Annotated in this window: 20 protein-coding genes; 15 read left to right on the top strand and 5 right to left on the bottom strand. The window is 63.3% G+C overall.

The genetic code is table 11. The features are described 5' to 3' along the window. Positions 1-129: 129 nt before the first annotated feature. The 6 genes from ilvB (at position 130) to astA (ending at position 7,287) form a co-directional block, all read left to right on the top strand. Positions 130-1,959, top strand: a complete 1,830-nt coding sequence (gene ilvB / locus AT395_RS14365; RefSeq protein WP_058375209.1) for a biosynthetic-type acetolactate synthase large subunit — start codon at positions 130-132, stop codon at positions 1,957-1,959. Positions 1,960-2,155: 196 nt separating this feature from the next. Then, positions 2,156-2,935, top strand: a complete 780-nt coding sequence (locus AT395_RS14360; protein WP_197088097.1) for a basic amino acid ABC transporter substrate-binding protein — start codon at positions 2,156-2,158, stop codon at positions 2,933-2,935. A gap of 149 nt (positions 2,936-3,084) precedes the next feature. After that, entirely contained in the window at positions 3,085-3,837 is a 753-nt protein-coding gene (locus AT395_RS14355) for an amino acid ABC transporter permease (protein WP_039365933.1), read from the top strand. Beyond that, a complete protein-coding gene (locus AT395_RS14350; protein ID WP_042116186.1) occupies positions 3,821-4,543 on the top strand; it encodes an amino acid ABC transporter ATP-binding protein in 723 nt (240 codons plus the stop codon). The genes AT395_RS14355 and AT395_RS14350 overlap by 17 nt, the downstream gene beginning before the upstream one ends. 212 nt (positions 4,544-4,755) lie before the next feature. Continuing rightward, positions 4,756-5,997, top strand: coding sequence for an aspartate aminotransferase family protein (locus tag AT395_RS14345; RefSeq protein ID WP_048629554.1), 1,242 nt, complete (start codon positions 4,756-4,758; stop codon positions 5,995-5,997). 225 nt (positions 5,998-6,222) lie between these two features. Continuing rightward, positions 6,223-7,287, top strand: coding sequence for an arginine N-succinyltransferase (astA, locus tag AT395_RS14340; protein WP_042118614.1), 1,065 nt, complete (start codon positions 6,223-6,225; stop codon positions 7,285-7,287). 32 nt (positions 7,288-7,319) lie between these two features. On the opposite strand, the gene AT395_RS14335 is transcribed toward astA, so the two are convergent. The 4 genes from AT395_RS14335 to AT395_RS14320 all read right to left on the bottom strand — a co-directional run bounded on the left by AT395_RS14335 (position 7,320) and on the right by AT395_RS14320 (position 12,146). After that, on the bottom strand, positions 7,320-8,297 hold the full coding sequence (locus AT395_RS14335; protein WP_048629553.1) for a Csu type fimbrial protein: 978 nt from the start codon (positions 8,295-8,297) through the stop codon (positions 7,320-7,322). Continuing rightward, entirely contained in the window at positions 8,294-10,726 is a 2,433-nt protein-coding gene (locus tag AT395_RS14330; protein WP_167370732.1) for a fimbria/pilus outer membrane usher protein, read from the bottom strand. The genes AT395_RS14335 and AT395_RS14330 overlap by 4 nt, the downstream gene beginning before the upstream one ends. Positions 10,727-10,844: 118 nt before the next feature. Next, positions 10,845-11,603, bottom strand: coding sequence for a fimbrial biogenesis chaperone (locus AT395_RS14325; protein ID WP_053086400.1), 759 nt, complete (start codon positions 11,601-11,603; stop codon positions 10,845-10,847). 15 nt (positions 11,604-11,618) lie between these two features. Continuing rightward, a complete protein-coding gene (locus AT395_RS14320) occupies positions 11,619-12,146 on the bottom strand; it encodes a Csu type fimbrial protein (protein ID WP_042116178.1) in 528 nt (175 codons plus the stop codon). Positions 12,147-12,715: 569 nt separating this feature from the next. Here AT395_RS14320 and AT395_RS14315 point away from each other — a divergent pair. The 9 genes from AT395_RS14315 (at position 12,716) to AT395_RS14280 (ending at position 25,729) form a co-directional block, all read left to right on the top strand. Beyond that, the gene (locus tag AT395_RS14315; protein WP_042116177.1) at positions 12,716-13,288 is read left to right on the top strand and encodes an HdeD family acid-resistance protein; all 573 of its coding nucleotides are present in this window, start codon (positions 12,716-12,718) and stop codon (positions 13,286-13,288) included. A gap of 120 nt (positions 13,289-13,408) precedes the next feature. Continuing rightward, on the top strand, positions 13,409-13,894 hold the full coding sequence (dps, locus tag AT395_RS14310) for a DNA starvation/stationary phase protection protein Dps (RefSeq protein WP_042116175.1): 486 nt from the start codon (positions 13,409-13,411) through the stop codon (positions 13,892-13,894). 142 nt (positions 13,895-14,036) lie between these two features. Next, positions 14,037-16,742 carry a bifunctional acetate--CoA ligase family protein/GNAT family N-acetyltransferase gene (locus AT395_RS14305; protein WP_042116174.1) on the top strand — a complete coding sequence of 902 codons (2,706 nt, stop codon included), beginning with the start codon at positions 14,037-14,039 and terminating at the stop codon, positions 16,740-16,742. Positions 16,743-16,816: 74 nt separating this feature from the next. Next, positions 16,817-17,794, top strand: coding sequence for a magnesium/cobalt transporter CorA (gene corA, locus AT395_RS14300; RefSeq protein WP_042116173.1), 978 nt, complete (start codon positions 16,817-16,819; stop codon positions 17,792-17,794). A 254-nt stretch (positions 17,795-18,048) separates the two neighbouring features. Then, entirely contained in the window at positions 18,049-19,338 is a 1,290-nt protein-coding gene (locus tag AT395_RS14295; RefSeq protein ID WP_048629551.1) for a CaiB/BaiF CoA transferase family protein, read from the top strand. A 258-nt stretch (positions 19,339-19,596) separates the two neighbouring features. Then, positions 19,597-20,448 (top strand): sulfite exporter TauE/SafE family protein, encoded by an 852-nt coding sequence (locus AT395_RS14290; RefSeq protein ID WP_231606154.1) that lies wholly within the window; start codon positions 19,597-19,599, stop codon positions 20,446-20,448. 408 nt (positions 20,449-20,856) lie between these two features. Then, positions 20,857-21,426, top strand: a complete 570-nt coding sequence (locus AT395_RS25590; protein WP_156219755.1) for a hypothetical protein — start codon at positions 20,857-20,859, stop codon at positions 21,424-21,426. Between the two features lie 218 nt (positions 21,427-21,644). Further along, positions 21,645-22,319 carry a response regulator gene (locus AT395_RS14285; protein WP_039365914.1) on the top strand — a complete coding sequence of 225 codons (675 nt, stop codon included), beginning with the start codon at positions 21,645-21,647 and terminating at the stop codon, positions 22,317-22,319. Between the two features lie 44 nt (positions 22,320-22,363). Further along, positions 22,364-25,729, top strand: a complete 3,366-nt coding sequence (locus AT395_RS14280; protein ID WP_042116171.1) for a hybrid sensor histidine kinase/response regulator — start codon at positions 22,364-22,366, stop codon at positions 25,727-25,729. 25 nt (positions 25,730-25,754) lie between these two features. Here AT395_RS14280 and AT395_RS14275 read toward each other — a convergent pair whose 3' ends face one another. Continuing rightward, complete coding sequence (locus tag AT395_RS14275; protein WP_042116170.1) at positions 25,755-26,660, bottom strand: LysR family transcriptional regulator; 906 nt, start codon at positions 26,658-26,660, stop codon at positions 25,755-25,757. Between the last annotated feature and the right edge of the window lie 63 nt (positions 26,661-26,723).

Genomic DNA, 26,723 nt, shown 5'->3' with positions numbered 1-26,723 from the left:
ATTGCTGGCATTTTGTCAACGATACGCGAAGCATTTACCGGCGGATGCCCGTAAGCTTGACGCTTATTAGGCATATTTGCCGCAACAATCCGTTCTCGTTCGACGGAATCCGCAGGAAACCACGTCCCCATGAAACTCGATCTGACTTTGCCCGCTGCCGAAACCGTGACCGGTGCTGTCTCCCAGCCCGTTGCCCCGTTGTCTGCCAAAGGCGCAGACCTTATTGCGCGCACGCTGGTCGAGATTGGAGTCGACACGGTGTTTTGCTATCCGGGCGGCGCCAACCTCGAGATGCTCGATGCGCTCTCGCGCGTTGCCATCACGCTGGTACGTACCGAACACGAACAAGGCTCGGTTTTCGGCGCGCAGGGCTACGCGCGCGCCACGGGCAAGCTGGGCGTTTGTCTGGCGACGTCCGGCCCCGGTGCGACGAATCTGGTAACGGGGATTGCCGACGCCGCAAGCGACTCGGTGCCGGTCCTCGCCATCACTGGCAACGTTGCGACGCATTGGCTCGGCAAAAATGCGTTTCAGGAAGTGGACATTGTCGCGATCACCAGGCCGGTGACGAAGCTCGCCCGGCAGGTGCGTGAGCCACGCGATATTCCCGCCGCAGTGCGCGAGGCGGCCGCTTGCGCGCTGGCGGGGCGGCCCGGCCCCGTACTGCTCGATTTTCCGAAAGACATTCAACAGGCGCGCCCCGACCAGCCGACCGACAAGCGTTTCGCGGCGCCGGTGCCGGCTGGAATGAGCGACGAGACGGCCCAGCGGATCGCCGCGTTGCTGGCGAAAAGCGAGCGTCCGGTGATCTATGCCGGCGGCGGTGTGATCGCCTCAGGCACCGGCGCACGGCTGGTGGCGCTGGCCGAGGCGCTCGATTGCCCCGTGGCGCTCACGATGATGGGGCTCGGCGCAATGCCGGACGATCACCCGTTGCTGCTCGGTCCGCTCGGCATGCATGGGGCTTACGCGGCCAACGTGGCGGTGAACGAAGCGGATTTCGTGCTGGCGCTCGGCGTGCGCTTCGACGATCGCGTGATCGGCGACCCGTCGTCGTTCGCGCGTCACGCAAAAATCGTTCATGTCGACGTCGACGCCGCCGAAATCGGCAAGAACAAGCCCGTCACGCTCGGTGTGCACGCGGATCTGCGCGATGCCTTTGCCGGTCTGCTGGCCCATGCAAAGCGCCGCAACGTGCCGGATTGGCATGCTTACTTGCGCGAGCGCCGCGAGGCGCATCCGCTGCGCGTGGCGCAGACCGGAGCCTTGGGGACGGCAGGCGACGCGAACGAGCTGACGGGCGTTGACGTCATCACCGCCCTGGCGGCGCTGTTGCCACCCGAGGCGGTCGTGACCACGGGGGTGGGACAGCATCAGATGTGGGCGATGCAGCATCTGCGACTGCGTCAGCCGCGCACTTTCCTGTCCAGCGCGGGTTTCGGCACGATGGGCTTCGGTCTGCCGGCGGCCATCGGCGCCAAGGTGGCGTTGCCCGACGTGCCGGTGATCGATATCGACGGCGACGGCAGCCTCAACATGTCGGTCAACGAACTCTCGACGTGCCGCCGCTACGGGCTGGGCGTGAAGGTGCTGGTCATCAACAATCAGTGGCTGGGTATGGTTCGGCAGTGGCAGGACATGATCTACGCGCGCAATCGCGTGGCGTCGTCGCTGGTGGACCCCAACGTGCCCGACGGGGCGGACGATGGCCGGCCATATCCGGACTTCGTCACCATTGCGGCAGGTTACGGCGTGGCGGGAGCCCGTGTCACCCGCGCCGAGGCATTGCCTGCGGCACTCGCCCGCATGCTGGAAGACCCCAACGAGCCTTATCTGCTGGATGTTCTTGTTGCTCGCGAAGACGATGTCTATCCGATGATCCCGGCGGGCAAGACCTACCGCGATGTGGTTTTCGGTCCCGGGCAAGCCGCCGGTCCGATAGCGGCAGGGGCTTTCTGACGCGCCGCCCGCGCGCTCGGGCGAGGGGACGGAAACCGCCGTCCTCGATGCCCGGCTCGCGATCTCGTTACGTGAGAATTGCGCGCCACGTCGCGAGATCGCAACGACAGAACCCGCTTCGGCGGGTTTTTTTCGTTTTGGGGGCGTCGAGGAGTATCATTGCGCTCTTTCAAGAATTCTCGCCAAGGAAATCAACATGTTGACGAAGCGCCTCGTGCTGGCCGCCGCCTGTTTTCTGACGACATTCGCCGCGGTCCCGGCAGCGCAGGCCGCCGATCCCACTTACACCGTGGGGGCAGGCGGCACGTATCGTCCGTTCGAGTTCGAAACGCCGCAAAAAGAACTGGTCGGCTTCGACATCGACGTCATCAAGGCGATCGGCAAGGCAGGCGGATTCAATGTGAAGCTGGTCAGCACGCCGTGGGAAGGTATCTTCGCTACGCTCGATCAGGGCGATCGCGACATCATCATTTCGGGTATCACCATTACCGACAAGCGTCGTGAAATGGTCGACTTCTCGGCCCCGTACTTCCCGGCCGATCAGGTCATCATCACCTCGCCGGGCGCCAAGGTCGCGGGTCTGGCCGATCTGAAGAAGCTGCAAGTGGGCGTGGTCAACTCGAGCACCGGCGACATCGCCGTCTCGGATGAACTGGGCAAGGCCAGCACCGCCATCCGCCGTTTCGACAACACGCCGCTGATGCTCGAAGAGCTGTATCGCGGTGGCGTGGACGCCGCAGTGGGCGACGTCGGCGTGATCAAGTTCTATATCAAGAGCCATCCGGAAAAGCCGTTCAAGCTGGTCTACGACAGCAAGTTCAAGCGCCAGTACTTCGGCATTGCCGTGAAGAAGGGCAACAAGGTGGCGCTCGACAAGATCAACACCGGCCTGAAGAAGATCGTGGCTGACGGCACCTATGCCAAGATCTACAAGCAGTGGTTCGACGCCGACGTGCCGACGCTGCCGCAACAGTAAGCAACGCGTGTAAGATTCGCGCCACGCGCGCCAGATATCTGGCCTCTCGCGGCCCGTGAGCTGATCGTCGTTTATCGACGTCAACCCCCGGGCCGCGAGCGTTTTTCTGCCGGGCAGCCGGTTCGTTTCATTTTGTAAAAAGGTGCTTCATGGGTGGGTTCCAGTGGAACATCATCAGCGAGTACATGCCCCTGTTCGTCGAGGGCACGCTGATGACGCTCAAGTGCACGGTGATCTGTGTGATCGCCGGCACGTTACTTGGGCTCGTGCTTGGCGTCGGCCGTCTGGCCGAAGCGCGTCACGGCTTCTATAAGTATTTCCTGCGCTTCGCGGTGCAATACCCGGTTCGCTTCTACGTCAGCTTCTTCCGGGGCACGCCGCTGTTCGTGCAGATCCTGCTGATCCACTTCGCGCTGATGCCGCTGTTGATCAACCCGTCGGGCGGTCTGCTCGTGAGCGGTGATCTGGCGCGTGAAATCCGCTCGCAATACGGGGCGTTCATGTCGGCGGTGCTGGCGATCTCGCTGAATGCCGGGGCTTACGTTTCCGAAATTTTCCGCGCCGGCATTCAATCGATCGATCGCGGTCAGGCCGAAGCTGCCCGCTCGCTGGGCATGACCTACATGCAGACGCTGCGCAAGGTCGTACTGCCGCAAGCGTTTCGCCGTATGCTGCCGCCATTGGGCAATAACGCCATTGCGATCGTGAAGGACTCGTCGCTGGCGTCGGCCATCGGTCTGGCGGAACTGGCCTACGCGGCGCGCACCGTGTCCGGTGCCTACGCCCGTTACTGGGAGCCGTATCTGACGATTTCGCTCATTTACTGGGTGATCACGCTGGTGCTGTCGGCATTTGTTCAACATCTTGAAACGAGGTACGGCAAAGGTGATCGTCGTCAATAACCTGCAAAAGCAGTACGGCGAGGCGCACGTGCTGCGCGGCATTTCGTGCCGCATCGAAGAAAGCGAAGTCGTGTGTGTGATCGGGCCGTCGGGCTCGGGCAAGAGCACGTTTCTGCGCTGCCTGAATGGGCTGGAAGAGGTGAGCGGGGGCGAGGTGCTCGTGAACGGCTTCCATGTGGAAGATCCGAAAACCGACATGAATGCCATGCGCGCCAGCGTGGGCATGGTGTTTCAGCGCTTCAACCTGTTCCCCCACATGTCGGTGCTCGAGAACCTGGTGCTCGCGCCGATGCAGGTGAACGGCATCAAGCGCAGTGAGGCCGTGACCATCGCGGAACAATTGCTGCGCAAGGTGGGCCTGATCGACAAGATCGACGCGTTCCCGAACCAGCTCTCCGGCGGCCAGCAACAGCGTGTGGCCATTGCACGCGCGCTTGCCATGCAGCCCAAGGTCATGCTCTTCGACGAGCCGACCTCGGCGCTCGACCCGGAACTGGTGGGGGAAGTGCTCGAAGTCATGAAGTCGCTTGCCTACGAAGGCATGACCATGGTGGTCGTGACTCACGAAATGAGTTTTGCGCGCGATGTCTCCGACCGTGTGTTCTTCATCGATCAGGGGGTGATCATGGAAGAAGGCAAGCCTGAGCAAATCTTCTCGGCCCCGAAGCACGAACGCACGCGCGAATTCTTGCGCAAAGTCCTGTAATTCTCACGATTGCGACGCGCGCAGAGGTATATCCGCGCGTCGCATCTGATTACAATGCGAGGGTACGCGCGCCGAGTGCCGTGCTGAAGGTGGTTCGCAGACGGCGCGTCGCAGGCACCCTGAGCCCCCAGCCAGGTTTTTTCACAGGGCAGTGACCTTTGTCCGGGCCTGCCCCGCAATCGAAGATTGCACTCCGATTTCACGAGGTAGTCATGAGCCAGCCAATCGCTGTGACCCGCCAGACGTTCGACGACGTGATGGTGCCCAATTACGCCCCTGCCCAGATGGTGCCCGTGCGCGGCGAAGGCTCGCGCATGTGGGACCAGCAAGGTCGTGAGTATGTCGATTTCACCGGCGGGATCGCGGTCAACGCGCTCGGCCATGCCAACCCTGAGCTGGTGAAGGTCATCGAAGCGCAGGCGCGCAAGGTCTGGCACATCGGCAACGGTTACACCAACGAGCCGGTGTTGCGTCTGGCCAAGGCGCTCACCGAGGCGACGTTTGCCGACAAGGCATTCTTCTGCAACTCGGGGCTCGAAGCCAACGAAGCCGCGCTCAAGCTCGCGCGCCGCTACGCTTACGATCACGCCGCCGAGCGCGGCGGCAAGGAAAAGAGCGAGATCATTTCGTTCTTCAACTCGTTCCACGGCCGTTCGCTCTTCACTGTCAGCGTGGGCGGTCAGGCGAAGTACACCGAAGGTTTCGGTCCGGTTCCCGCCGGCATCATGCACCTGCCGTACAACGATCTGAAGACGGTCGAGGCGACGATTTCCGACGCCACCGCAGCGGTCATCGTCGAGCCGGTGCAGGGCGAGGGCGGTGTGCTGCCGGCCGATCCGGCCTTCCTGAAGGGGCTGCGCGCCCTGTGCGACAAGCACGGCGCCCTGCTGATTTTCGACGAAGTGCAGACGGGCGTGGGCCGTACCGGCACGCTGTACGCCTACGAACAATATGGTGTGACGCCGGACATTCTGACCACTGCCAAGGCGCTGGGCAACGGGTACCCGATCGGTGGCATGCTCACCACGAACAAGATCGCGGCCAGCTTCTCGCCGGGCACGCATGGCTGCACGTACGGCGGCAATCCGCTTGCCACGGCCATCGCCGGGCGTGTGCTCGAACTGATCAATACGGCCGAGACGCTGAACGGCGTGAAGGCCCGTCACGATCATTTCGTCAAGGGCATTGAGGGTATCAACGCGCGTCATGGCGTGTTCGAGCAGGTGCGCGGCATGGGGCTGCTCATCGGGGCGGTACTCAAGCCGGCCTTTGCCGGTCGCGCCAAAGACATCGTGGTGGAAGCCGAGAAGAATGGCCTGATGCTGCTCGTGGCCGGCGGTGACGTGGTGCGTTTCGCGCCGTCGCTGAATATCCCGTTCGCCGATATCGATGCCGGTCTGGCGTCGCTGGAAAAGGCAGTGGCGGCCGTCGCTGCGACGGCGAAGGCAGCCTGATAGCGCTTCACCTCACCTCGATCTGAGCGTTCGCGCACAGACCCTCGGGCCGGACCGGCGGATGACGTCGCTCCGGCCCTTGTTTCACCGACTTCGCTGGATGCGCTCATGACCCGTCAATCGAAAATGGTGACTTCCCCGCAAGCGTCTGCCGCGATGGCCTCGGGAGCGCCATCAGCCCCGGCGGTCTCTCCGGATCTGCCGGGCGACGGCACGGCGACCTCACTGCGTGTGGTGCGTCTCGCGCGGCCCGACGATCTTCCCGCCTTGCTGAAGCTGGCCGCATTGGCCGGGCCGGGCATGACGTCGTTCAAGCCGGATCAGGCGGCGCTCGAAGCGCGTCTGGCGCGCGTTGCGGCTACGCTGCAAGGGCACGCGCCCACGGGCGAGCAGGGCTATCTGTTCGTGATGGAAGACGTATCGACCGGCGAAATCGCGGGCGTATGCGGGCTGGAGGCCGCCGTTGGGCTGGAGCAGCCGTTTTACACGTATCGCAAGGATACGATCGTGCACGCGAGCCGTGAGTTGAACGTCTGGTCCCGGATGTTGACGCTCTCGCTCTCGAACGATCTGACCGGCTACAGCGAACTTTGCTCGCTGTTGCTCGATCCGGCGTGGCGAGGGGCGGGCAACGGCGCGTTGCTCTCGAAAGCGCGCTTCCTGTTTATGGCGCAATTTCCCGAGCGTTTTGGCCCGCACGTCTGTGCCGAGTTGCGCGGCTATTTCGACGACGATGGGCAGAGCCCGTTCTGGCAGTCGCTGGGCCAGCATTTCTTCAAGATCGATTTCGATCAGGCGGATTACCTGACGTCCATCGGCAAGAAGTCGTTCGTCGCCGAACTCATGCCGAAGTATCCGATCTATGTCGACTTTCTCTCCGCGCAGGCGCAAGCCGCCATTGGCGTGACGCATCGAGACACCCTCCCGGCGCGACGTTTGCTGGAACAGGAAGGCATGCGCTCGGGGGCGCACGTCGACATTTTCGACAGCGGCCCGGTGCTCGAAGCCCGCGTTGCCGACCTCCGTGCTGCGCGCGACAGCCGCTACCTCAGCGTGAATATCGCATCGAACGCCGTCGACGACGGCAGCCCTGCATCTGCGGTCTCACACACCGAACCGTATCTCGTCGCGCGCCTCGCCCTTGACGGATTCCGCGCCACGTTGGTCTCAGGGCGTCCCGAGCGGCGCGCGTTCACCCTCAGTCCGCTCGCGGCGCAGGCGCTTGGCGTCAAGCAGGGCGATCGCATTCAGGTCCTGCCGCTCAAACCGCCGCGCGCCGAGGCGATATGAGCTGCGGCGAGTCGCCGGCCTGAGCCACGCCGTCAAAACTGAATCGTTGCTGTCACGCTGTCGGTGTAGATGCCGGGGGCCGGTGTCGATTGCGACGGCACAAGGGCGTAGATCGGGATGAACTGCACGATCCCGGTACCCACCGCAGACAGTTGCGACGTTCCCGATGTGCCATCCCCCCAGATCGTGGCGTAGCCACTGTCCAGATAGAGCTGGTAGCTGACCCTGCTGCCCGTTGGGCCGGTCATGCTGCGTGAGGTGACAGTGCCCAGCAGCCCAGCGGACAGGCTGACGCGAAACGCGTCGTTGTTCGTGCATTGCACCGTGAGCTGCCCCGCGCCGGCGACCGGACGGGTCAGCGCCGATTGCGTTGCAAAGGTGATGTTGGCGGCGGCAATGGTGCAGTTGTTGATGACCGTCACACTGGCGCTGAAGGGGGTGCCCGGGGCAGCGGTCATGGCGCTGCCGCAGGCGGGGGCGGGAGACAGCAAGCCGTACGACGCATACTGCAAACTCATCTCCCCCGATGTGAAGACCCGCGTGTAGACGGTGTTGCTGCTGCCGGACGTCGGCACGGTCGTCTGTGCGGCGGCAATTCTTCCGTAAAAATTCACGTTCTGTGTCAACGTGCCACCAAGGAGCGGGCGTGTCATCGTGATGGCAATGGCGCTGCTGGGGGCGGTGCCCCATGTGTTCGAGAACGCGGAGTCAGTGAAGATTCCGAATGTGATGGCGTTGCCGGCATTGCTCAGCGAGAGCGGCTGACTCGCGTTGAGCGCGAGGCACGCTTTGACGTTCGGATTGCCGCCAAGCAGGGGCCAGGTGCACGACACAGGGATCGTGCCCGTGGCTGTCAGCGCGGCGCCCGAGATCGGGCTGAACGCCGGGAACGCGAGCATCGGCGTGCCGAGCGAACAGGTTTGCGCTTGCGCCGCAGCGCTCAGGAGGGTGAGGCCGGTGGCCCACAGGCAGCGTTGCCACCCCCGTCGTCTGCGCGACACGTCGGTCATGAGCGGTCCTCCTGCGCGCCTTGCGGGGAGCGCTCGTCAGCCAACGTGCCGAACGCAACGCATTCCAGCGGCCCCAGGCGGGTCATGCGGCCCTCGCGCGGCGCCGTCCAGTCGAAAGATGCGCGGCATCGCTGGCGTCCGTCGCGGGATTCAAGCGTGTTATCCGGACCAAGGGCGTCGACAAAGACTTCGCCGTCGTAGCCGACCACGGTGACAGCACCGCTTTGCACATGTTGCACCGGGGTGCCCGGGGGCAACGGTTGGCCTGTGGCGTCCACGAGCGTGACGAGTGCCGCACGGTAGCGGCGTATGGGGAAGTGAACGAATACGCCGCTGCCCGCTTGCGGCGCGATGCGCTGCTCCGTTGTAGCGACTGCCAGATCGGCAGGCAAATGCGTCGGGTCGATGTCGATTCGCGTCGCTTCGAAGCCATTCAGATCCGGCACGAGGAAGTAGCCCCGCGAATCCGTACGACCGATGGCGACCGATTCGCGCAGTACCGGAACGCCGGACTGACCGTCGGTGCTCACGAGCGCGAAGGCGTCGTAGGTGCGTCGCGTGGCGTGCACGGTGTTGTTCATGACGACGAGCGCGCCGGTCACGCCGAGCGAGGTGCCTGTCTGATGCCCCACCTGTTGCGCGAGCGCCGAGATCTGGCCGTGACGGCCCAGATACTGCAATTCGCCTTGCGCGGTGCGTTGCGAGAAGGCACGTCCCCCCAGCACCTGCCAACCCCAGCCGCCGCCGTAATCCGGTGTACGGCTGGCGGCCACCCAGGTTTGCGTCTGCCCGTCTTGCCGATTGAACGACGTACTCCCGAGCGCGCCACCACCCAGCAAGACGCTGAGCATGGCGAACACCCCATGAGACCCGCGCCGCGCGAAGTCGCGAAACCCGCCCACGGAAAGCATGCCGCGCGTACCCGCCGGCAGTGACAAGCTGGCCGATAACACACGGGTCGCGGGCTGACGCGGCGCGCGTTGCGCGAACCAGGCGAGCGACGCCGTGCTGCCGCGCGCGAACGGTAGGGAAACACTCACGCGGTCGCTGGCGGTGGGCGCCGGCACACCGTCGAGCGACGCGATGTCCCGGTAACGCCCGGCAGTCCGAATCATCTGCGCGTCGATACTGAGGCGTCGCGACAGGTATTGATAGCCAACGCTCCATTGACCGCCTGTGCGGTGGCCGCCAGACACCGCGCCCGACGCGCTCACAACGCCCCGTCTGCCCAACGCCATCAGGGCACCGGCACCGCCCAGCGCGAGCCGTCGCCCGGCTTGCGCCTGAGCTTCGAGCGTGAGGCCGTCGGTCGCGCCGTAACGCGTAGCCATCGACACAACGGGATGACGGCGGTAGGAAAACGAGCGCACGCCGTAATCGTCGCGCGGCAGGCCGGCTTCCACCGAGAAGCTCGACAGTCCGCGAGCCAGCAGCCGCGGATCGACGTAGAGCGGGACCGTGGTGATCTGCTCGCGCCCGAGCGCGTCGCGTGTCACAACGCTCGCTTGCAAGTCGCCGGTGAGCCCCGGTGCCTCCTGAATCACGAAGGGTCCCGGTGGAACACGCCCGCTCATGCGCCGCACACCGTCGAGGTACAGATCGACCGACGACGGCACCACGGCGCTACCGCGCAACGCAGGAATGGGGAACGTGACGAGATCCGGGCGCAGGCTGAAGTTGCGTCGCCATTGCAGGCCGGCAATACGCACGGAGCGTGTCCAGGAAAGTGAGCCGGTGATGAGATCGCCCGCCGCCCAGGTGGTTAGCCGGGCCGGATCGTCGTGTTGCCACCAGGTGTCGTAGCGGCGGTATCCGCGCCGCCACGGAGAATGCTCGACGAGTCCGGTCTGATGCACCGTGCCGCCCGACCAGAAGCCCCGGATGTCGTTCCAGACAGACGCGCGTGTGAAGCGGTCGCGCTGAACATAGCCGTCGTAGTTCACGAGTACGCCCGCGCCTGACGTTGCGTTCACGAGAACAGGGGGCGGGTTGGCAAGCCGGTGGGGCGTGAGCCAGGCATCGCTCACCTGTAGCGCGAGCGACTGATTTGCGGCGTGGTACGTCGCTTCGACGCCGTCGAGCGCATCGAGGGCGACTTCTGTGCCGTCGGCTGTCGGCAGGCGGCTTGAAGACAGCCCAAGCGCGCGCAGATCGCCTGCGCGAACGAACCATCGCCCCCGCTGGCGCACGACGGGTGCCAATTGTCCCGTCGACTCGCCATTCACGATCACGTCAAGCACGTAGCGCCCATCCAGATGGGAAACGCCAGGGAACCGGGGCGGTGCGAACGCGCTCGCAGCCGGAAGCGTGGCATCGTCGAGGCGCGTGGCGACGGCGGCATCTCTCGCCGGGGGGCGGCCGTCGTTTGTCACAGGGGTGGGGGAGGCGGCGTGCACCTCGCCTGTCTTGCCAAGGGAGGTGATGCCCATGGTCATTGAGGTGGCAGCCGCCGTGACCACGGCACCGGAGGCGGCCTTCGCCCACCGCTCAAGGGTAGCGGGAGAGCGGGGGGAGACGACGGCACGGGGGCGGCGTACGCGAGCACGGCTAGCGCTCGCCATCCGGCGCCGGACCTGCGGCAAATCGCATCGGTACCGTGTCGATGCGCGACTCCACCGTGAACGGGGCGATGGGCGGTGCGCCAGCGGGCCAGCGCACGGGGAAGCGCCGCGATTGCCCGGCGAGCACATAGCCAAGCAGCCCACGGGTCACTTCCACGCTGCGCCCTGCGGCATCCAGCACACGCGTTGCGCCGAGCTGCGCATGCCGCTCGCCATTGTTGTGTACTTCAACCTCGCCCTGGGCGATGCGCACGTCGAAACGCAGCGATGGCGCATGTGCGTCGCTCGCTTGCACGAAGACCGGCAGCGAGTACCGCAGACGAATAGAGACCCCATCGGCAACGGTGGCCTCGGCAGACGGGAGTTCGTCGACCAGCAGCCGGTAGCTCTGCTCGCGGCGCTCGGGTTTGCGGGCGACATGTACGAGCCTTACGATCTGCCGCTCGCCCGGCTCGATGCGCACGATCGGCGGGCTGGCGACGAGCGCGTCGGTGGGTGTGAGGACATTGTCGCCATTGCGTTGCGTCCACGCATACAGCCGCAACTGGCCGTGAACCGGCAGATCGCCGGAGTTGCCCAGCGTGAGCGTGGTGGCGGGCTGCGTGGGCGGGAGATTGACGATGACTGGCGAGACTTGCAGCGTCGCGCCGTTACCGTCGGTTACGCAGAGGGTGAGCAGGGCCACGAACGCGCCGCCGCAGGCGTAGGCTGTTGGACGGCGAACGACCGGTCTCGATGGGGTCATGATCGATTCCGCGTCTCAAAAATACACGGTCGCGGTGACCGTCGACGAATAGACGTCCGGCTCGGGCATCGTGGCCGACAGCGTGGCCTGTCCATAGACGGTGTACACCTTGCCTACACCGGTGCCCGAGTCGCTCAGCGTATTCGTGCCCTGCGTGTTGCCCCACGGTGTGCCGTAGCCGGAGTCCTGAAAGAGACCGAACGGAATCGTGGTGGTGTTGCCCGAGAGCGTGCCGGCGAGCAGACGATTCGTCTCCGTCGAAGCGGGAACCGTGCCGGCGTTCAGGCCGATGTTGTAGCCCGTCGACGCGGTGCAAATCACCGTGAGCGACGACGTGCTGGCCACCGGACCGGTGGCCGACCCCTGAACCGCATTGAAGGTCATGGGCGTGGCCGCGATCGTGCAGCCGGGAAGGATCGTCAACTGCACGCGCATCTGCGCCGTTGCGGTTCCGTTCGAATAGACGGCAGCGTGCGCGGGGGCGGCTTGGCCAAGTCCGCACACCATCGCGGAAAAGGCGAGATATAGCAGCGATCGATTCATTGTCATTCTCCTTTGGAGTCCTACCTTAACGTGCGATGGCGTGATATCGGGAATACGTAACTGACGGTGATACTCGCGTTATTTGAAGACGCTTTTTACGTAGTCTATAAAGGCATTCGCCCGGAATGTTCGTGGTCGCAGGACTTTCGGAATGATCCTATTGATTTGTCGGGGCGCCGTCCGCCGAGTATCGTCTGCATACGCGCAAAGCGCACGTTTTGGGGTGACGCAGTGCGCACGGTGTTGTGAATCAACGCGTGGCGTGTCGGTGTTCCGCGTTTCGAGTTCCGCATTTCGCCTGCGGCACCATGCCGCAGTCCCGGGCAGTCAACGTGCGTGAGATGGGGAGGGGAGCGGGACGGGAGCGAGACGAGAAGCGCGAAGCGGCATGACGTTAATCAAAGCGCGTGCAGATGGCACAAGCAATCGCACATATTTCACTTGATCTCGCAACAAAGCAGTCTCTAGAATGACCTCTTGACGCGCCCTGCCGCCATTCACACCAAACGTGTGATAGGACGGTCATTGCGCGTGTTCGCTACCTGCGGATATTTCACGAGAGGGATGCCATGCTCAGACTTCTGTCGAAATACTGGTGGTTGCTAGTGTTGCGCGGTGTGCTGGCCGTGATTTTCGGTATCGCGGCGTTTGCATTGCCTGGGGTGACGATTGCGGTGCTGGTGTTGTGTTTCGGCGCGTTTTCGTTCGTCGACGGTATCTTCTCGCTCGGTGCGGCGTGGAGTGCGCGTCAGGAGCATGCCGATTGGTGGCTGCCTCTGCTACAAGGCATTGCGGGCATTGTCATCGGTGTCCTGACCTATCTCAACCCGGCGTTGACCGCCGTTGCGTTGCTCATCTATATCGTGGCCTGGAGTTTTGTCGCCGGCATATTGCAGGTGGCCGCCGGCATCGCGTTGCGTCGCGAGGTCAAGGGCGAACTGTGGGTCATTCTCTCCGGTGTGTTCAGCATTCTGTTCGCCATCTTCATCATGTGGCAACCGGGCGCAGGCGCGCTCGCGCTTATCTGGGCCATCGGGTCTTGGGCCATCGTCTGGGGCGTATTGCTCGTGATGGCCGGTTTCAAGTTGCGGGGTGTCGCGCACGGTGCACCGCAGGCACCTTCAGGGCATCTGCGGTCGTAGTCTGACTGTGGCCCCGGGGTACGCACGTTCCTCTTCGTCCGCGCGGGCGGCCAGTGTTTCGTCCGCCGCCGACGGCTTTCCCCCGGCAGCCTGCGGGCTGCCAGACGTCAGGAGTGTCAAATGGCTCTGAATCATACGCGTAACACCCTCGGTGAAAAGATTCGTATCGAGTCGGTCAACCAGCTCAATCGCGGACTGGTCAACGGCATCGACGTTCAGCGTCAGGCCAAGCAGGCGCACTGGAACGTACATGGCCCGGGCTTCATCGAGCTTCACCTGCTGTTCGACGAGGTCTACAACGCGGCCATCGAATGGGCCGATCTTTGCGCAGAGCGTCTTGTGGCGCTGGGCGGTGTGGCCGACGGCCGCGTGCAAACCGTCTCTCAGAAGACCGAATTGCCGCCTTACAAGAACGAGTTCAAACGAGGTCTCGATCACGCGGCGGCACTGGCGGAAGCGCTCGCGGCATATGGCGAGATCATTCGCGGCCTGATCGACGCCTCGGCGGAAATTGGCGATGCCACCACGTCAGACGTCTTCACGGAAATCTCGCGGGGCGTTGACGACCACCTGTGGAAAGTCGAAGCCCACCTGCGAGGCGATTGATCGCCATGTCACCGGGCGCCCGTTCGGGGGCCCGTTCGCCTTGCCGTCAGTCCGACGGTTCATCTCGTGACAACGAACGCGCGCGCCGGCACTGCCCGGGGTGCGCGTTCGCGTGCCTTTCTCCCGATCTCCCGGAGTCGCCATGACCACCCGTAATCTGAGTCAGATGTTCCAGCCGAAATCGGTCGCCGTGATCGGCGCGTCCAATCGCGAACGGCGCGTGGGCACGACCGTGCTGCAAAACGTCGTCGACGGGGGCTTCAAAGGCGATATTTATCCGGTCAATCCAAAGTACTCGACGCTTGCGAATCTCCGGTGCTATCGCGATGTCGCCGATTTGCCGCAAGCGCCGGACCTCGCCGTGATCTGCACGCCGCCGGCGACGGTGCCCGATCTCATTCGCGAACTGGGTGAGCGCGGCACGCGCGCCGTGGTGGTGCTCACCTCGGGGCTTGCGCGCGAGCGCGATCGTCAGGGCGTGACGTTGCAGGAGCGCATGCTCAAGAACGCGAAGCCTCATGTGCTGCGTATTCTCGGCCCGAATTGCATCGGACTGCTGAGTCCCGGTATCGGATTGAACGCCAGCTTCGCCCATATGGGCGCGCGCGCGGGCAAGCTTGCCTTTGTGTCCCAATCGGGCGCACTGACGACCGCCGTGCTCGACTGGGCGGATGCCCGTGAAATCGGTTTCTCGCATTTCGTCTCGCTGGGCGACAGCGCCGACGTGGACTTCGGCGACATGCTCGACTATCTGGCGAGCGATCCCGGCACGGACGCCATTCTGATGTACATGGAATCGATTCGCGATGCGCGAAAATTCATGTCCGCTGCGCGCGCCGCGGCACGCAACAAGCCGGTGGTCGTCATCAAGTCGGGGCGTGTGCCCGAGGGGGCGCAGGCAGCGGCGTCTCATACGGGGGCATTGGCGGGGTCGGACGATGTCTACGACGCGGCAATTCGCCGAGCCGGCATGTTGCGCGTGGATACGACAGACGAACTGTTTGCCGCAGTCGAGACGCTCGCACGGTTGCGCCCGTTCTACGGCGACAAGTTGTCGATCATGACCAACGGCGGGGGGGCGGGGGTGATGGCGACCGACGCGCTCGTGCTCGATGGCGGCAAGCTTGCCCATCTGAGCGACAAGACGCGCGAGGCACTCGACGCCGCGTTGCCCAAAACGCTTGGCCGGGTCAACCCGGTGGACATTGGCGGCGATGCCGATCTCGCGCGTTACACCGCCACGCTCGCGGCGCTTTGCGAAGACCCGGAGACGGCGGCCGTGCTGTTCATTCAGGCGCCCACGGCGGTCATGCCGAGTCTGGACGTTGCGAATGCACTTGCGGCGCTGCCCAAGCCGTCTAAGAACGTGTTTACCTGCTGGCTCGGTGGTGAGACAGCCGAGCGCGCTCGCCGGATCTGCCGGGAAGCCGGGTTGCCGACGTACGACACCCCGGAGAACGCCGCGCGGGCGTTTCTCGAGGCCGTCAACTATCGCCGCAACCAGTCGCTGCTGATGGAGACGCCGCCGTCGATTCCGCCGGGCTTCGCGCCCGATGTGGCGCGTGTGCGCGCCATCGTCGACAGTGCAATGCGCGAGGGGCGGGCGTTGCTCTCCGAGCCGGAGGCGAAGGGGGTACTCGCCGCCTACGGCATTCCCGTGGTGGAAACACTCGTCGCAGAGACGCCGGAACAAGCGGGCGAGTTGGCGCAGGGTATTGGCTTTCCCGTCGCCGTCAAACTGATCTCGCCGGACATCACGCACAAGTCTGACGTGGGCGGGGTTGTGCTCAATATCGAATCGGCCGAACAGGCGCGCGAGGCCGCTTGTCAGATTCGCAAACGTGCGCTGGCGGCGAAACCGGGGGCGCGCGTGACCGGCTACTCGGTGCAACGCATGGCCAATGGCGCCGAAGCGTTCGAACTGATCGTCGGTGTGGCAACGGACAGCGTGTTCGGTCCGGTGCTGCTGTTCGGTCAAGGCGGCACTGCGGTCGAAGTGATCGCCGATCGCACCATCGGTCTGCCGCCGCTGAACCTGAACCTCGCACGCGACATGGTGGCGCGTGCGCGTGTGTCGAAGCTGCTCGCGGGCTACCGCAACCGGCCTGCCGCCGATCACGAGGCAATCTACCTCACGCTCGTCAAACTCTCTCAACTCGTGTGTGACGTGCCCGAGATCGCCGAGCTCGACATCAATCCGCTGTTCGCCGATTCACATGGTGTGCTTGCCCTCGACGCTCGTATCGTGGCGCGTGCGCCTGCCTTGCCGGGGCACGGACGTCTTGCGATCCGCCCGTATCCGCAGGAACTCGAAAGCACGATCGACGCCGGCGGCCGGCCAGTGCGCGTGCGTCCGATCCGGCCGGAGGACGAGCCTGCCTACAGCGCGTTCTTCCATACGCTTACGCCGCAGGACGTGCAGTTCCGTTACTTCGGCCTGATCAAGGAGTTGTCGCATTCGCAGATGGCGCGCGTCACCCAGATCGACTACGACCGGGCAATGACCTTCGTCGCTACGGAAAAGGACGAGGCGGGCAATACGCGTCTGCTCGGTGTGGTTCAGGCGCTGGCCGATCCCGACAATACCGTGGCGGAGTTTGCCGTGACGGTCAGCCCGGCAGCGCAGGGGCGCGGCCTCGGCCGTGCGCTCATGGAACACATAGTCGACTACAGCCGCAAACGAGGCACTGGGGAACTCATCGGCTATGTCCTCACGGCAAATACGCGTATGCTGACACTCGCCCGTCATCTCGGATTTGTCGAAGACAAGGAAATGGAGGCGGGCATTCTTCATATCCGGCTGCCGCTGCAACAGACGGCGCAGGCGCAGGAGACACGCAAGGCGTGACGGTCGTGGCCGGCACCCCCGAAGTCTCTGGCGCTCGCGCCGGGGCAGGGCGGCCGCCTCGCACAGGAAGACGAATGCTAGTGAATTGTGTGGCCTATGAGGATGGCCGCAAGATTGCCGACCTGCAACCCGATGAAATCTCGGACTATCTCGAGCGCCCCCGTTGTTTTGTCTGGGTGGCGCTCAAGGACCCGGGGCCGGGAGAACTTGCGCTGATGCAGCATGAGTTCGGCTTGCACGATCTCGCCGTCGAAGATGCGCAGCACGGCCACCAGCGTCCGAAAATCGAGCAGTACGGCGACTCGCTTTTTGCCGTGCTGCATGTGCTGAACAAGGACGCCGAGGGTGATTTCTCCATCGGCGAAGTGGCGATTTTCGTCGGGCACAATTATGTGCTGTCAGTGCGCTCGAACGCGACTCAGGGGCTTGGTGCGGTGCGGGCTCGTGCCGAGAAGGAGCCGCTGCTGTTGCGTCAGGGCTCGATCTTCGTGCTCTACGCGCTCATGGACGCCATCGTCGACAGTTACTTCCCCGTGCTCAACGATCTTGAAGCAGAACTTGAAGCGATAGAAGAGCAGATCTTCACGCCGAACGAACCTGCGAAAGGCCGGGCGATCATTGAGGATCTGTATCAACTCAAGCGCAGGCTCATCACGCTTCAGCACGCTTGTGTGCCGCTGATGGAGTCGGTCAGCAAGCTGTTCGGTGCGATGGCGCCCAAATTGTGCGGCGGCATGCAGGAGTATTTCCGCGACGTGTTCGATCATCTGCAGCGCATTACGAAGAACATCGATCTGCTGCGCGAAATGGTCACGACCGCGTTGTCAGTCAATCTGGGGATGATCTCGCTGTCGGAGAACGAGACGACGAAACGGCTGGGGTCGTTTGCGGCGCTCTTCGCCGTGCCGACGATGATTGCCGGGATCTACGGCATGAACTTCGCCGATATCCCCGAGTTGAAGTTTCAGTATGGCTATCCGGTGTGTATTGCCGTCATGATCGTTATCGATCTGCTGTTGTTCCTGAAATTCCGCAAGGCCGGCTGGCTATGACGCAGGACGGGCGGCGAAAGGTTCGCAGAACGACGTTTCGTCACCCTGAATGACAGTCGGCGTCTATGTCATTGACATGTCCTGAGAGTCACCGCGCGAACGCCTGTTGCCCGATGGCAACGGGGGGCGGCGGCCTCCTATTTTCCGCAGTGACCGGCGTCGAATATTTGCTCTAGAATGCTTCAACACCGCGCCAGACGGTTGCCAAGGATCAAGAATTACAACAAAGGCCAGGCAAATTTGGGGGTCAGATATTGAACGCACCACTCTCGGGGATCCGCGTCATCGAATTCTGCCGTGGCGCGGCGGGGGCCTACTGCGGCTTGCTGCTGGCCGACATGGGCGCAGACGTCATTCTTGTCGACGATCCGGTCGACGACATCATCAGCGATAGCGCAGCCCTGTCGGGAGAGCCGGCGCAGCTCGGCCTGCGGCGAAACAAGCGCTCCGTCGCACTCGATTTGCTCACCCTTGAAGGCCGTAGCCTCGCTCACACGCTGGTGCGCGGAGCCGACGTCGTTATCGAATGTCTGCCGCCGGGCACGCTCGCGCGGGCAGGGCTCGGCTACGACGCATTGAGCGCCGTGCAGCCGCATCTGGTCTACGTATCGATTTCCGCATTCGGTCAGGATGGGCCGCGCTCTGCGGCGCAGCCGGGCGTGCCGGCGCTAGAGGCCCTGCGCGGTATGCTGGGGACGGCACCAAGCGGGCTCGAACCGCCGCGAGATTTGCCTGTGGCCGATCTGGCGGCAGGACTTTACGCGGCGTTTTCCGTGTCGGCGGCACTGGTCGCCGCGAAACTCCAGGGCCGTGGTGTTCATATCGATGTGCCGATGCTCGGCGCGACCCTCGCCATCGCCGCATTGCGTGCTGGCGACGAGGGCGCGCAGGCGGCGCACCTTGCGGGGCTGGTGCCTGCGGCAGGTCTGGCTACGAAGGCGTCTGGCCCAACGGACGGGCTGTCCCGGCCGGGGCAGGCAGAGGTTGCCGCGCACGGCAAAGTGTCGCCACTCGCGTCGGACGACGCGGTGCGCTTCGGTGGCCCAGTGGCTCCGTGGCCCACATTCCGGGCCAGAGACGGCTACTTCGGCATGGATCTGGACGGGCAGGCGCATTGGCAGGCGATCTGCGCGCTGGTGCATCGTGTGGATCTGTTCGACGACCCCCGATTCGCCAACGCTCTTGAGCGCGCCCGTCATCAGGCCGCGTTGAGAGATGTGCTGGAAGCGGTGTTCGTACTCGAGGATCGAGGTGTCTGGCTAGCCCGGCTGATCGCGGTCGGCGTGCCATGCACTGCGATCAGCACATACTCTCGCGTACTTGCCGATCCGCAGGTGGCGCACATGGGGTGGGTGCGGCCGATGGTGCTGCCCGGCGGTAAGGCAACGCATACGATCGTCTCTCCGATGCGGCTCAACGGACAAAGTCCGGTCACCCATGTGGACCCGCCTGCACCGGGGGCGCATACGGGCGACATTCTTGCCGAACTCGATACCGGCGATGGGCCGGGGGCGAGACCCATCGACGCCCCGAAAAGTCAGTGATTCCCTTCCTCTTCCAATCGTTTCGGAGCGTGCGACACGGCTGACGCTGCCATAGCGTTGCCGGTCTGCGTCTGCCAACGTCGTGCCGTGACGTGAGTGCCGTGGTCTGCGCTCCGTATCTCAAAAGCCTGTTTTCCGCCCGGTGGCCCCGCCGGGCTGGGCTTTTCTGCTGCCCATAATCTCTATATAATTCATGGTCATAAGCTTATGACTAATAGTGATTTGAGCGATAAGTCACTTTTTGCCGGATTTCCGCCCATGTTTGTCGAACTCTCGGGTGCTTCGCCGATGGCCGCCTTGTTGGGCGCTGCCGTCGGTCTTGTATTGGGATTGACGGGGGCTGGCGGCGGCATTTTTGCCGTGCCGGCGCTAGTCTTCGGGCTGGGATGGGGCGTGCCGCAGGCCGGACCAGTCGCGTTGCTCGCCGTCGGTGCGAGCGCCGCGGTCGGCAGCGCGCAGGGCCTGCGCGCCGGATTGGTGCGTTATCGCGCCGCCATGCTGATGGCGGGGGTGGGGGTTTGCGTCGCGCCGCTCGGTACATGGATGGCACACCGGTTGCCGGAGCGCTGGCTCGTCGGCCTTTTCGCCATCGCTATGCTGATCGTGGCCACACGTATGTACCGTGCGTCGCGCAGCGGTGCTTCGGGCGCAGCCAAGGCCGCTGGCAACGGGGAATCGGCTAACTGCGCGCCATTGCCGCCGTGTCGTCTGGATCCCGCAACGGGGCGACTGCACTGGACGCGTCGCGTCGCGGGCACACTGAGCGGCATCGGTGCCGTATCCGGTTTTGCATCGGGATTGCTCGGCGTAGGGGGGGGATTCGTGATCGTCCCTGCGTTGCGGCGCTTTACCGATATCACGGTGCACGGCGTCGTGGCGACATCGCTTTTCGTCATTGCACTGATTTCTGCCGGGACCGTCGCCAACGCCTGGTGGCACGGCATGCACCCGGGCACTCAGGGATGGATGTTCGTGGCGGGTGCCATTATCGGCATGTTGCTCGGACGTGCGCTCGCACCGCGTCTTGCGGCATCGAAACTACAGCAGCTTTTCTCTATGCTCATGGCTGCCGTCGCGCTCGGCATGTTCTTCAAGGCCTTTGGCGTCTGACGCCCGACGGCAATTCCACTGTCATGCGGGGCGCATTCGTCACTATCAGGAATCGCCACGTTATCCGGGTGACGTCCTGCCTCCGGTGAATCTGCACACCTTGCCCAGCGTCAATGGTGGTTGACACGCGCACACCGCGTCGAATGAATCTTTTGGTCATCCGCCTGTCCATTTGAACGTGGCACATGCATGAGCGGTACATGAATCGGGTTGTTCCCGCATGAAAACACCGCATGTTGCGGGTGGCACTTAGGTTCCGTCAGGTGATCCGCCTAATTTGATCTAGGATATTTCCTATAAGCAGATCCAAATAGGCTGGACTTTGTAGATTTATCCTATATTTCTGCTGGTCGCAAGACGACGCGTAACGTCGATGTGTCACGCGGCGAGGCGAAGGGCTTTGCATTGATGACCACGACACAGGCTGACACGCTTTCGACTTCTTCATCCCATTGCCTGCGCATCAGGCGAGCCATGGGCCGACGCGCCATCGTCACCCTGGCAAATCTGGGTAGCACCTTCGTGATCGTCTTACTCGCGGGATGCAGCGAATACAAGGCATCGACTGCTGCGGTGTCAGGCACAACGCATGAGATGGAAAGTGCCGGCGCGTCGCTTTCCGACGTGGCGCCACCGCCTCCTCGAGACGTTGAAGCCCGTATGAGGCCGGTAGCAGCGGCGGTCGCGATGAGCGGCACACCGCAAGTCGGCAGTGTTGTCAGAGGAACGTATCGATGGATGGCTGATTGGCCCGAAACCGATACGGTGCATCTCTGGGAAGCGGCGGCCGGACCCACCCGTATTCGTGTGGTCGGACACGCCCGGGAAATGATGCCTTCGGCGGGGTTGCGTGGTGTGCGTATTCGGTACTGCGTCAAGCCGGTCATCGGCGAGGGGACCTCTCGACTCACGGGCCACAAGACGTGCTCTGCGTGGACGACGGTAGATAACCCAAGGGCGGCCAATGCCGCCGGATAACGAGTGATACCGGTGGATCGACCCCGGAGCGCGTGGCGGAGACTGCGATGCGTCGGACTGTCAGGTCCCGGTCGCACAGTAACAAACGAGGTCATGCATTCGTGACCAATTCGTGTGTCGACTCGACGCACATTCCTCTTTTGGGAAGCCATGACGCGTAGACACGGCGAATGATCGCGCGCGCCCACGGCTGACTTCTTTTAAAAGGATTCTGCAAAATGATGGTAAAGATTCTTATCGCGGATGACCACCCGATCATCGCCTCCACACTGCGTGAAATGCTCTCGCCGGACCCGGGGTTTCATGTACTTCCCCCCGTCACCAACTCGACGGAGCTCTTCAAGGCATTGGAGACCAATTCGGTCGACGTGCTGATTACCGACTACTGTATGCCCGGTGGCACTTTCGGCGACGGTCTCGTCATGATCAATCGCGTGCGCCGCAAGTATCCTGACGTGAAGATCATCGTGTTCACGTCGATCGAACAGCCGGCGATCATCCATGCGCTCGACAGTTGCGGCGTGCTGGGCGTGATGACCAAGTCCGACGATCTGCGCGAGATCACAGTGTGCGTAGAGCGCTGCCGACGGGGCATGAGCTATCGCGGCGGGCGAGCCGAGCAGATTCTCGAGGAGCAGATGCGTCGCAAGCCGACCGCGCGACGTCCGCTATCGCCCAAGGAAATGGAAGTGCTGCGTATGTATCTGGACGGCTTGAACGTGTCGCAGATTGCCGATGCGCTCAAGCGCTCCGCCAAGACGATCAACAACCAGAAGCGTATGGCGATGAGCAAGCTGGGCTGCCGTACCGACATGGAACTGTTCAAGCTTCACGTATCGAGCCCGGTTCAGTTTTCTCGCGACGGCGAAGTTGAAGCGCCGAGTGCTGTCTGAGTTCGTCTCGCCAACCGACGTTGGAGTCTATGCCCGACAGAACGATGACGCGTGACATTGCGATTGCCGGCCGCCTGCTTCGTAGCGGCGGCTTGTTGGCATTGCTTTTCGGTTTGTCGGTCTGGGCTGCGGCGGTTTCATACGGCTTGTTCGGCATGGTCTGGCAAGGGGCCCAGAAGACTGCGGCCTTCTTTGCCACCGTCGGGCATGAGGTTCGCGACGTCGAAATTTTCAATGAGCAGGCCAGCAATATGGCACAAGCCACGCTGGCGAGTCCGGTTCGGCCTGGCGGCGTGACGCAATCGCTCACCGACCGAATTCTGAAGCCGCTGCTCGCCATGCCCGTTGGCACCGCGAAGCGCGTTGTCGGGGCCGGTTGGGACGATGAATTTCAGATCGTCAAGTTGGCGGATATCCCGCCCGAGCGGGCCGAGGTATTGGCACGACTCACGCTTCGCCTCATGAATCTCGACGCCAATTTCTGGAGCGCACTCGGCGGGCAGGACGAAACCTTCATCATCTCCGCGGACGGTGCTTTCTCGGCACACCGCACCAAGACCGACATGCCGTCGGTGAGCGCAGAGGCGCTCGCGCGCGACGCGCATTCGACGCTCTCGGAGATCAACAAGGTTGAGCGTTACGCTGCGCGCGTACATGCTGGCAACGACGGTCCGTTCTGGACCTACAACTACGAAAACTCCATCACGCACGAGACGGTCGTTTCGAGCTTCGTGCCGATCCGTGATCTTGACGGACATCTCATGCTCTACGTCGGGACCAGCATGGCGCCCGAGCGAATCATTCCGCCGCGTTTGCGAACGCTCGAACGCACGGGCGAAGCGCTCCAGTTGGTATCGCCCGACGGGTTTGTCGTGGCGAGCGCCGGAGCGCCACTCTCGCCGTTGGGCCCGATGCGTACGCTTGTCACGCTGCCGATGTTCGGCGACGCGCAAATGGTCTTGCGTTACGACGGTGAACGCGTAGTCTTCGAGCGCCATCTCGCTTCCTCGCCGTGGTTCGTTCGATATGCCGTTCGACCGGCGGATTTGCTACAGCAAGGCGCAACGCTGTTGATTGGCGCTACGTTGCTGCTGTTGCTCTATGCGACCGGCATTTATGCGGCGATGCGTTATATGCGTCAACGCATTATCGAGCCTGCGCGTCGTCGTACCACGGCACTCCTTGAGCGAGATGCGTTCACACAAACACTGATCGAGACGGCGCCCGTTGGCATGGCGATCATCGATCCGTTCGAACCCGCCATGGTGATGAGCAATCCGGCGTACGCAGGTACGGTCGATCTGTTGCGGCACCTGGGCGAAGGCGAATTGGCGCGCATGTACCGGCAATTGCATAGCGGTGTGGTGGCGCGTCCCGTGCGACGTTTGTTGAGCGCGTTCGACGATGCCGGGGAGCGCCACTATGCCGTGAGCTTTGTCGATACAGTCTTTCGCGAGCAGCCGGTGCTGATCGGCACGCTGTCCGACGTCACTGAGCAACGCCGCTTCGAGCTTGAGCAGCGCAAGGCGCGCCTCGCCGCCGAAAATGCCAATCGCGCCAAAGACGTTTTCCTGACGACCGTGAGCCACGAAATGCGCACGCCGCTGTATGGCACGCTGGCGTCGATCGAATTGTTGAGTGCGCAGAATCTCGGGGACGAGCATCGGTATTACGTCGACGTGATGGAAAGCTCGACACGTAACCTGCTCGATCTCATCAACGATCTGCTCGATTACTCGCGGATTCAGGTCGGCCGTTTCGAGCTAAATGCCCGCGACTGTTCGCTGTTCAAGGAGCTTGAGGCTGTCGGGCTGTCGTTCACCGGGCGTGCGCGATTGCAGGGGCTCACGCTCGATTGGATGATCGACCCTCAACTCGCCCGCACGGTGCACACCGATGCCATGCGATTGGGGCAGGTCGTGACGAACCTCGTCGGTAACGCCATCAAGTTCACCGAGAAAGGGCATGTGGCGTTCAGCGCGATGGTCATACGCGCCGACGCGCAGGGCTGCGACGTTGTCTTTACGGTGAACGATAGCGGCGTCGGCATTGCGGCGGCCGATCTGGCCGATTTGTTCCGGCCGTTCGGCAAGAGTACCAACGAGCCCGGCATGCAACACGGCACCGGGCTGGGACTGGCGATTTCGCATCAGTTCGTCGGCATGCTCGGCGGCACGTTGCAGGTCGAGAGTCAGGAAGGGGCGGGTACCACGATGCGCTTCACGCTCCATCTGCCCTGGGCGCTGGACAGTGTGCCAGTACAGGCGCCCGCGACCGGAGAGACGTTTGCTTATGTCAGCGCACTCGTCCGACGTCATTGGTATCTCGATGCATCGATTCGCCGGGCCGGTTACCAACCCGTCCGATACGACGACGCGGTGGCATGGTCCTCGGGGAGTGGCCGCGAGCAGGACGCCGGCTTGCTCATGTTCGCCGACGAGTGGCCGGTACGCGGCATGGCGGGCGCGGAGGTCTATCTGCTGCGCGCCACACCCGTCGATCATCTGGCCGGTAGCGTGCCCCTCTGGCCACGCGATATCGCGATGTTCCAGCAAGCGGAGCTTTGGGACGCGCTCGGCACTGCGCCGTCGCGGGGCGGCGCCGAGAGCGATCTGCCGGCCGCGGGAAGTGCCCGCACGCGCGTCAGACCGCTGGCCGGCTGGTACGTGCTCGTTGCCGACGATCATCCGATCAGCGGCATGCTGTTGTCGCGCCAGTTGGAAGGGCTGGGGGCAATGGTCGACTGTTATCACGATCCGCGCGAGGCGCTCGATGCGTTCGACGCGGAATCGCACATGTTGGTGATCACCGACGCCAACATGCCGCATCTCTCCGGGCACGCGCTCGCGACAGAAATCAAGGCGCGTGCGCCGCACGTTCCCGTGGTGGTGGCGACGGCCGATGTCACGCTGCGTCACGATCGGGAGGCGAACTCGCCATTCGACGCCGTTGTCTACAAGCCGGTTGACGCGCGCTCGCTGTTGCGTGTCATTGAACTGGTCCGGGCCCGCTATCCGTCGCTTTGTATGGAGATCGCGCCGTTGCCCGCGTCTTCGCATTCGATCGACAGCGTGTCTGAAGCGCTGCCCGAGGCGGCGCCGACGAAAGACTGGCGGTTGCCGCTACCGGAGCTGCACGACACGTTCGTCAAGATCGCAGATCAGGACATCGCGAACTGCCGGGTGGCGCTGGCCGAGATGTCGCGCGAGACATTGCGTCACTCCGCCCACCGCTTGCGCGGTGGTTTCATGGCGTTCGGCCTGAGTTCGCTGGCGTCGCTTGCGGCGCAGGTCGAGCACCTGGCGCCTCAGGCATCCGCTGGACAGATGGAAGCGGCCTTGGAAGCGCTTGACGTCGCATGGAACAACTGGTTGCGTGCTCAGGGCCAAGCGATTGCCACCGACGCCTGAGTGCGGCCTCAGGTGCTGCCTCTCACTACTCGACGAAGTGTTCTGAAATCAACTGGCGCAGCCACTGATTACCGGCGTCCTGATGGTATCGGCGATGCCAGAACACGTTCGTTTGCAGCGCGGGCAGTCGAAGCGGCGGCTTGACGAATCTCAGGCCGAACGGCGCGGCCGCGCGCTCCGCGAACTTCTGCGGAACGGTGACCACCAGATCGTTGGCGCTCACGACATAAGGCACGGCGATGAAGTGGGGAACCCAGAAATTGGCGTCTGCACCGAAGCCAGCCTGCGCGAGGAGTTGATTCACGCGTGCATACGGGTTGTCGCCGGTGGCCACAAACAGGTGGCGTGCCGCCTGAAATTCCGCCAGTCCCGCACGAGGGGTATCCAGCGCATGGCCAATGCGGAACATGCTCACATATTGCTGACTGAACAAGCGGCGCTGAAAGAATGGCCCGGTCAGATCGTCGAAGGCGCCCACCGCAAGATCGATGCGACCTGCCGCCATGGCTTCTTTCAGTTCGGGGAGCGTCGTGCGCACGGTACTGACACGCACCCCCGGGGCCAGCCGAGTACACAGATCGACCAGCGCAGGCATGAAGTACACCTCTCCAACGTCGGTCATCGCCAACGTAAATTCTCGCTGACTGCTCGCTGGATCGAACGCCTCACGATGATTGATTGCCCGCGAGATACCGGCAAGCGCGGCCGACACCGGCTCGGCCAATGCTTCGGCAAACGGCGTGGGTTGCATCCCATTGCCGGTTCGCGTGAAAAGTTCGTCTTCGAACGTCTGCCGCAGGCGCGCCAATCCATTACTCACGGCGGGTTGAGACAACCCCAACTCCCGCGCCGCCTGAGAAATGCTTCGATGCGTGAGCACGGCATGAAAAACAACCAGCAGGTTCAAATCGACGTCGCGTAAGGAAATCATGTGGCAGCGATATTATTCGTATTGTGAATATAGTGGATTTGTCTATTTATATCGCAAAATGTG

The organism is Pandoraea apista (genome assembly GCF_001465595.2).
Classification (GTDB): Bacteria; Pseudomonadota; Gammaproteobacteria; order Burkholderiales; family Burkholderiaceae; genus Pandoraea; species Pandoraea apista.
The sequence above is the reverse complement of the archived record's forward strand: the minus strand, read 5'-3'. Positions and strand labels throughout refer to the sequence as shown.